Annotated in this window: 6 protein-coding genes and 1 pseudogene; 5 read left to right on the top strand and 2 right to left on the bottom strand. The window is 30.0% G+C overall.

The genetic code is table 11. The features are described 5' to 3' along the window. Positions 1-506 (top strand): annotated as a pseudogene (locus KI356_RS18040) (multimodular transpeptidase-transglycosylase / penicillin-binding protein 1A/1B); the annotation flags it as partial. Positions 507-1,116: 610 nt separating this feature from the next. Here the strand turns inward: KI356_RS18040 and KI356_RS18035 are convergent. Then, the gene (locus tag KI356_RS18035) at positions 1,117-2,262 is read right to left on the bottom strand and encodes a DUF418 domain-containing protein (protein WP_001186861.1); all 1,146 of its coding nucleotides are present in this window, start codon (positions 2,260-2,262) and stop codon (positions 1,117-1,119) included. A 39-nt stretch (positions 2,263-2,301) separates the two neighbouring features. Continuing rightward, entirely contained in the window at positions 2,302-2,784 is a 483-nt protein-coding gene (locus tag KI356_RS18030) for a thioredoxin family protein (RefSeq protein ID WP_000725580.1), read from the bottom strand. An 806-nt stretch (positions 2,785-3,590) separates the two neighbouring features. On the opposite strand from KI356_RS18030, the gene KI356_RS18025 reads away from it, so the two are divergent. The 4 genes from KI356_RS18025 (at position 3,591) to KI356_RS18010 (ending at position 8,020) form a co-directional block, all read left to right on the top strand. After that, a complete protein-coding gene (locus tag KI356_RS18025; RefSeq protein WP_000656864.1) occupies positions 3,591-4,100 on the top strand; it encodes a hypothetical protein in 510 nt (169 codons plus the stop codon). Continuing rightward, the gene (locus KI356_RS18020) at positions 4,097-5,464 is read left to right on the top strand and encodes a hypothetical protein (protein WP_001026031.1); all 1,368 of its coding nucleotides are present in this window, start codon (positions 4,097-4,099) and stop codon (positions 5,462-5,464) included. Before KI356_RS18025 ends, KI356_RS18020 begins: the two co-directional genes overlap by 4 nt. After that, complete coding sequence (locus tag KI356_RS18015; RefSeq protein ID WP_000960106.1) at positions 5,448-6,584, top strand: hypothetical protein; 1,137 nt, start codon at positions 5,448-5,450, stop codon at positions 6,582-6,584. The genes KI356_RS18020 and KI356_RS18015 overlap by 17 nt, the downstream gene beginning before the upstream one ends. Positions 6,585-6,847: 263 nt before the next feature. Continuing rightward, positions 6,848-8,020, top strand: a complete 1,173-nt coding sequence (locus KI356_RS18010) for a hypothetical protein (RefSeq protein ID WP_001231516.1) — start codon at positions 6,848-6,850, stop codon at positions 8,018-8,020. Positions 8,021-8,382 lie beyond the last annotated feature (362 nt).

Here is an 8,382-nt window from a genome sequence, read left to right as displayed (position 1 = left end):
AGAAACAACAAGAAGTAGAAGAAAAAGAGAAAGAAGAAGAGACCAAGAAACAGCAAGAAGCAGAACAAGCGAAAGATAGCGGGTTAAATGAAGTGCAAGCACAAGAAAAAGCAGAACAATTGAAGCTGGCGCAAGGTCAGGGGGCGCGTAATAAAGATGTCAAGTTATCACAATTAGGAGTTCAAACAATAAAAGATGGAATCCAATATACGACACCAGTGCAAGATATCCACATTGAAGCGAAAGATAGTTTAACAAGAATTGTTGCCATTATGCCAGCCGGAACAACGAAAGAACAAGCAAAAGAAGTAGGCGATTCATTAGCACGACAAGTAGCAAGTTTTGGAACGATGGGATTATATGTTGATTTACACTCACCTAGCAAAGACTATTTAGGAGAATATTGGGAGAATTTTAGTGGTGATATTGGTATCTTTGACAGTAATGAAAAAAAGTTAGCACGTGGATACATTGATAAATTGAATCCAACTAAAATAAAATGGTAACTTTGACAGAAAATGAGTTATTTTTGAGGATGATTAGTTGCTGTTGTAGTTTGATGGCGATACTCCAAATTACAAATATCTTATGAGTATAAGCGTTTCTATAACTCTACTAGTGTAAGTTTGTACCTAATAATAGAAAAAGCTCTCACAATTGATGTGAGAGCCTTATAACTAAATTATACTATTTCATTCTGGGCTCCCATCACATCGCCATCAACTAAAAAAATGTTTGTTCCCCAAAAAACGAAACTCAGGAAGAAGCAAAAGAAGTTGTAAACGACATTACCTGGAAATCCAAACATACGGAACGATCATTCTTTCCCATGATGTTGGGGTATGGATAACTGGTAGCATTTTCGAGAAGCTAAATGTGTTTATAATAAAACTGATGAATCGGATAATATGTAGTCCATAAAAAATCCTGGCCATTTCCATAGGATGGCTAGGATTTTTTATATACAAAGGAAAAGACACCTTAAGGTGTCTTCCTCTGACTTGAACCACTTTAATTTTAATAACATCATTTTACAATCACAAATATATCTTTAATCTTTCATATAATATTTTATCATTTTTTTCGGTTAATTGCATGAAACTGGTGAAAAATAGGTTATTTTTTGTAAATTCCTTTTCTCCATATCCATTCAATGGGACCATAGCGGAAATATTTACTCCAAATTTTGCTGAATATAATTTGCGCAAAGATAATTAAAATCCCGAAGATACATAGTTGCCAGTAATATACCTGTGAGACATCTTTAAAGTACAACGAAAGAATGACAAGAGTTAGTATACTTTGGCTAATGTAATTCGTTAAAGCATACTTGCCTATGTTCATAAAGGGTTGCAGCCACTCTATATATTTTTTATTCTCACACACTCTAAGTAGGGTACAAATATAGAATATAGCTAGCGTTTTCCCTCCAAATAAAATCCATATTTGTATATCCTTAGAGTAATAGACATCCATTTTTATAAAATAGTAGATAATAGGACAAGAGAGAAGACATGAAATGCATAACGAACTCCACTGTAAAAATTTAATTTTCTTTATTACCCCCGGTATCCTTTTAAAAATATCTTTCTTACCAGCCCATAAGCCGATTAAAAATAAGCCTATATATTCAGGAATTCCTATTAGTAGTTGTTGGGGTTCCTCTATCATCAGAAAAAACAAACGTGCTTTTACTTGATATAAATAATGTGTAAATAGATTTACCGTGTGGTTGGTAGTGTTGCCTGTAAACATATATTGATAGTAAGTTGGCACTTCAAGAATAGAAGAACTTGCTTGTAAAAATACAATAATATGTAATACATAACTAACCGTTAGGAAACTACAACCAGCTATAAAAATAAGCTTAGTAGAGCGCTTATAAAAGAACAATAGAATAACTCCTGCTATAGCATACGCATGTAGAATATCTCCATACCATAGAAAGGTGAAGTGAAGTAAACCGAAGGCTAATAAAATACACAGTCTGCGAATAAACAACTTATACATGGGGTATCCTTTTGCTTCTGTATTTTTCATAAAGATATAAAACCCTACGCCAAATAAGAATGCGAAAATAGTATAGAACTTTGCTTGTATAAACAAATCTACTAAAAAACGAATCGCTTTATCTGTGCCGGAGTAACCTGCCTGATTAAAGGGATCTAGTCCCGTCATAGTAGGTAGATTCGCAAAAAGGATACAAAGTATGGCGATACCTCTTATTATGTCTAAAGATTGAATACGGGCGTTTTGTTGCACATTAATTCTCCTTTCGTACAAAGAAAAACGAGCACTATACTAGCTAGCACTCGAATTACGTCTTGCAAAGAATCCATCATAGGTAGCAGCTGACACAGCTCCTTCTAAACGTTCAACTTCTTCACCTCTGTTATAAGCTACAATAACTGGAGTACCTGGAATGTCGAACTCTTGAAAGGCACTTTGATTTTCTGGGGTAGAGATATCAATACGATAGATAGTTCTATCATGCTTTTTTGACATACGATTGATATCTGGTGCAGCCTTTTTACAATAATGACAGGTTGGTTGATAGTAATACGCAATGAACTCTTTATGGGATTGTATTTTTTGCTTTAATTCTTCTTTTGAAATATCTTTTATATTTTCAGGTGATCCTTTTACATCTGCAGCAGATACAATTGTTTTTTCAGGTGTTACTATTTCTGTTTTGACTGATTCATTTTTAGTTAAAGTAAAGATCGTGATACCAATAACACATAAAGTTGTTATAACTGCTCCGATTTTGTAGATTTTTTTCATAGTAAATTCCTCCTTAAAGTAAAAAAAGGACAAACCTCGCCCGAGTTAACAGGGCGTAAGGTTTGTCCTTCACGCTACGTACAATAGAGTATAAACATTGGAAACAAATTTTCTATCTTTATAATAACATAAGATTCATATAGAATGCTATAAGAATTTCAAAAGAAAAACTAAAGGATAACTTAATTGTAAAATTTCATGTACCAGATTATATATCAAAAACAATAAACACTACAACAAAGGTGGCTCTGTGGTGTATCCAACTGATTGGGACACTATCCTCCTCCAATAAGCATAAAATCATTCAACAAACACATCTCAAAAAGTGTATGTACTTATGCAGTGTGTCTTAAGTATATTTTGATACCTTTTGAAGTGTTTTTTTAAGATGTTCATATGTAAAAAGTAAAACTAAGTTTAGGTATTTATATAATTTGTAAAACACGCCGTTGAATATCCAAATAAAAGCGCAGTAATATCATGTATAGGTACCGATATTACTGGGCTTTATGAGTTTAACATTTTGTATGTTTTGTAAAACTCATTTTTTCTTTGTAATCTTTAAATGTGGATGTATTCTTGTAAGTAATTTTAAAATAGTTCTTTTTAAAATATTCTACCTTCTTCAATATTATTGCTAGAGTGCAAATAATTAGGGAAATACCTCTAATGTGTGATATTAGCTATATTTAAGGAACTACACAACTAGATTGAAATAATAAGATTAGAGGATAATCTCAGGTAACTAGTAGTTGCACAGGTTATATATGGTAAAATATATATGACGAATTATAGGAGGGGATTATATGAAAGAGGAGTTAGAAAGGTTTCTAAAGGATCAACAGACTAATTCTGGGGAAAATGAGACAACTAATTCAGGTGATGATACTGAAGAAATATTAGGCGATGAGGAAGTTTTAGTAGATGAAAATAAATCCTTATTGTATAAAAGCAGAATAAGAGAATTAATAAGGGATGTTGCTTTCTCAGATGGATTGGATTTACGAATATCTAAGGAAGGATTTCAAAGATATCATGATTCAGTAAAGTTTCTTTCTGTGATTTTGATGTATGAAATAAATAGTATCTTAAAAGAACAAAAGAAAAAAACTTTGAATGTAGCACACGTAGATGAGGCAATATCAAAAATGCTAGGTAGAGCTGATGCTTTAAATATTTCAATTCAGGAAATTGAAAAAGTGCTAGAAGTGCTTCAGAGTAAAAGTCATACTACGTCTATTACTAGAGCAATGGATTATTTAATTATGGAAAATGAAGGAACAGAATCTGAAGATGAAGGTAGTCTAGAAAAATGAATATAAGAGAACAAAAACTTTTCTTCACTCGAGATGGATTTAGTATTTGGGAGAAAATATGTGAACTATCTACAGAAATCACTTATGAAATTATTAATTGGTGCCTTAGTGAAAGATTAATAACTACATTACCCGCTAGCAAAGATGAATATGACTGGTTTTTATATAAAACATATCTTGACTTAAAAGAAGAGGAAAAAGAACAGGAGCTAGTAGCTAAGATTAGTCAATATTTCGAAATTATTTCTGTTCCCAAAAGTGACTTCAATGGACTACTTTATTATTTTCCAATAAATAAGATTGAAATTAATAATATATACAATTTATTAAAGGATTTAGATTTTGAAGGTATAGATCATGTTAATGTGAACCTATTTTCGCTCCTAACGACAAAAGAAGATATTATTAATATAAGATTGACTACTGATAAAATTACAACTTACATGAATCACAAAATATCACAAAAAACACATACTGAATTAAGAATTTACCCTCAAAGAGATATAATTCTGCAGACAAATTTCTCAGGATATACTCATACTGATGGTGAAAAAAATGAATTTATTGCAGAAATTCACAGAAGAATTGCAGCTAGCCAACAGGGGAGTCCAATTAAACCTTATAATTTTAGTGATCATACTTTAAGGCGATTACTAGTTATTAATAATGAAAGTATGCCTTCACGCTATAGATTTGATAATGGAATAATGAAGTTTAGTGTTGATGTTAAGCACCCAATGAGTTTCTTGGATGCTCTATGTCATGATGATATAAAGTATTTGTATGATAATTATCCCATTTCTGTGGTTAAACTAAATAGGGGTGAAGAGATTAGTTTAATTTTAGATGGATCTGAAGGTAAGATAATGTCTCGATTAAAAAACCTTCAAGTTATAGATATAGATAAATTTATAAGTGAAATCTCTGTATTACTCCGATACGATTATCTAAATCACACTTATGAAGAAGAAATGAAAAATCTTGCTCGAAGACGATTATCAGTTGGAACGATTCCTCAACGGGAAGCTGTAATTGCAACAGCAAAAAAAGAAATCGGAGAAGTGTTTGAAACAGCATTTAAAGATGAAACTCAAGTTATAGTAAAACTGTTACAAAATACTTTTTTTTACTGCTTACTTGAGAAGAAAATTATTCCTTTTGATGAAAATACTTATAAGTTAGATGAAAAAATCTTAGTTTATCTTAGCAAAATAAGTAGTCTTGCAAAGGAAGAAATAACTCAGATTTTAAATTTTCTTATTAAATTAGGTGCTGATAATGGGAATAATATTGAAAGTTTATTGGAAAGATTAGATACAGCAATACCAACAACGCAGGTGATTAATTATGCTAGTGGGCTATGAATACGAAATTCTTTCTCGTATAGCTTCTTCTTATAAGTTACAGAAAAATAGTAATAATATTGTTTTTTCTTTAACAGACTATAAATTGAAATTTCAGCAAGATGACAAAAATATCCAATATTTAGAAAAACTTGAATTACAAGGATTTATAACAATTAGAAATGAAATAGTAATCCTTAATATAACGAAATGGTGTAATTTCTTTGTAGAAATATTAAGTAGAAGGTTAGTGAGTCAAGGGTATAAATATGATATCTTATATGATGAGAAAAAGAACTTAATTATGGTATCTCAAGATGATGAAATAAACACTGAGTTACAGGTTAACTTTGATCCTAATTCTACTTTAGATAATGATGTTCAAACGATTCATTTTTGCTATCTTCCTACTTTAGAGTACTATTTACATTGGTTTATTTTAATTAACGATGATAATGCTTTAAATATTTTTTCATTTGTTATCTCCAATAAATTAAAAAAATTAAATATTGAGCGTCAAATAAGCTTTAACTTTTTTAGCGGTTTAGACCCTGAAGATATTAATCAGATATACTACGTTACCATAAAGGAATATTTTAAAGAGTTAAATCTAGACATACTAGAACATGTTTCAGATACTCAAATTCTTTATGAAACCGTTAAAACAGAAGAATTTGATGTGTATTTTGTAAAAAAAGGGCAATTTAGGATTGCTGTAATAAAGATAGAAAATAAAATAAAGTTTATAACATATGACCAAGAGAATATTTTGGTACATAACACTGATGTTGAGAATATCATCATTACTTTAAAGGAGAAGCTAATAGAAAAGGTTAATGAGTTTAATAATATACGTAATATTAATAAACTAAAGGTTATCGATAATTCTAGAAAAGTGGCACAATTACTTTCAATAATCTTGGTTCCAATCAATGGTTTAATCTTCTTGGCAAATTCTTTGAATATATCTTTCATTAAACAAATTACAGAAAATAAATTAGTTTTTTGGGGATTGGCCTTACTATATATAATCACCTTCATTTTAACTATTACTACTGTTGTAGTGCCTAGCGTAAGGATTAATACATTTAGTTGGAGCTTCTATAAAAAAACATTACTTAAGAAAATGTTTAATATCTAATTGGTATCCCGTAAAACAACACCGAATGCTAAATGTTTATTTTTTGTTTTGTTTTGTTTTGTTAGCTTGATAGCGATATCCCTATAAAAAAGAGTAGATGCTAGATATCTGCTCTTTTTATTCTAAGCACAGGGTTTTACAGAAACTTTTATTGCTACAGTAAAACTAATGATAGAATGTTATTAAAAGATAGAGATATATTGTAAAGTTGCTATTGGGTATTAGAAGTGTTTAAAAGAATTAGTTAGATAGGGTGTGTATTGGTGAGAAAGAGAATAAAAAGAAAAAATTATCAAATGGAAAAAGAAGATACGCAAATACAAAAGGATAGATCATCTTATTTACAAGATACTGCGTGGATTATCACAATTCTTACAGGAGCCATCTACTTTTTCTCTTATTCTTTTCAAAAGGGGATTAGAGATTACTATGGTATAGATGATATTAGTTTAAGTGATCTAGATGTATCTTTAATTGTTAGTTCTGTATATGATGTTTCTTCTTTGATACTCAGGATATGTATTTTATATTTTATTTCAAGAGTATTAATTTGGTGCGCAAGTTTTATAATAAACATACTGGATGCAAGGCAAAGCACTCCTAAAAAAGAAACTTTTATAAGAGTAAAATTAGAAAAATTTTATTCGAAAATAGGTGAGTTTTCAAGTTCAATTATTGAAACAGATTTAAATAAAGTTGGTAGTTTTAAGGAAGTGATAGGAACTATCTATGATAGGAAAGAGTTTGCTCCTATAAATGCAATTACAAATGGAATTTTTCTTATGCTAGTCCTTAGCTATCTACCATTTTTAGTATTAAAGGATTCATATAATTTTAATGTAGCTAATCTATTAAGTACTAGAGTATGGGCACTTTTTATCATTTTACTTGTAATGTTACTATTTTTATTTATTGTACTTTCCCTAAAAAAATTGAAGTCAGGAATAATTAAGAATGGACTTTTAAAGCTATGTTTAAGAGGGATTGTTGCTATTTATAGAAGAAACCCATTAGCTTATATTTGGAAGCAATGTAACTGGGGAATAAAAGGGATTATAATCATTATAATTGGTATAGGTTCATCATGGATTTTCTTTCAATATGGATATACAAAGGCTGAGAAAAAAGAAGATTATACAATTGTACAATATCACGGGAAAGAGTTTGTTATGTTAGATAAAGATAAAAATAGAATGCTCGCATCCCCTCTTACAATAAATAATAATCACTATATGATGTCAAAAAATGAATATCAATTAATTGAATTGAAACAAGGAAAAACAGATACTATTATATTTAAAGGGAAAAGTTTAGTTGGTGGTTTGCAGGTATCTCCTAATGAGAGGAAGGAAAGCTTGAAGGAACTAGATAAAACTATCCAGAGTATCCCTGTTTTAAGAAATTTGTTCCCAATTAATTTGTTAATTGATAAATAGCATGTGTTTAGAAAATCAACTAGTAGGATTAATAGATGTTTTTTCTAGTTAAGGGCCAAATGAGGGGACCTATCTTGGATTTTCATTGATTTGAATTTAAAAATAAAAAAAGGACTTGTAGAAATCACTACAAGTTCTTTTTGCTTTAAAGCGAATACACGGGACACATAAATTATCTCATTATTCATAACGGGGAAACCATATTGATTACAGCTTGATTCCATTATATAACAAATATTAACATCCTGGGTTTTAATGTTTGAAAATTATGTGAATTAATAAGTAAAGGTCCGCCCTTCCTCTAAAAATCTCATTTATTGATTTTATATAAACAGTTTTAAATCAAAGTTGATATTATAATA

Origin of the sequence: Bacillus hominis (genome assembly GCF_018332515.1) — a bacterium.
In the GTDB taxonomy this organism is placed as follows: Bacteria; Bacillota; Bacilli; order Bacillales; family Bacillaceae_G; genus Bacillus_A; species Bacillus_A hominis.
Note: the sequence above shows the minus strand (reverse complement) of the source record. Positions and strands in the feature narration are given on the sequence as shown.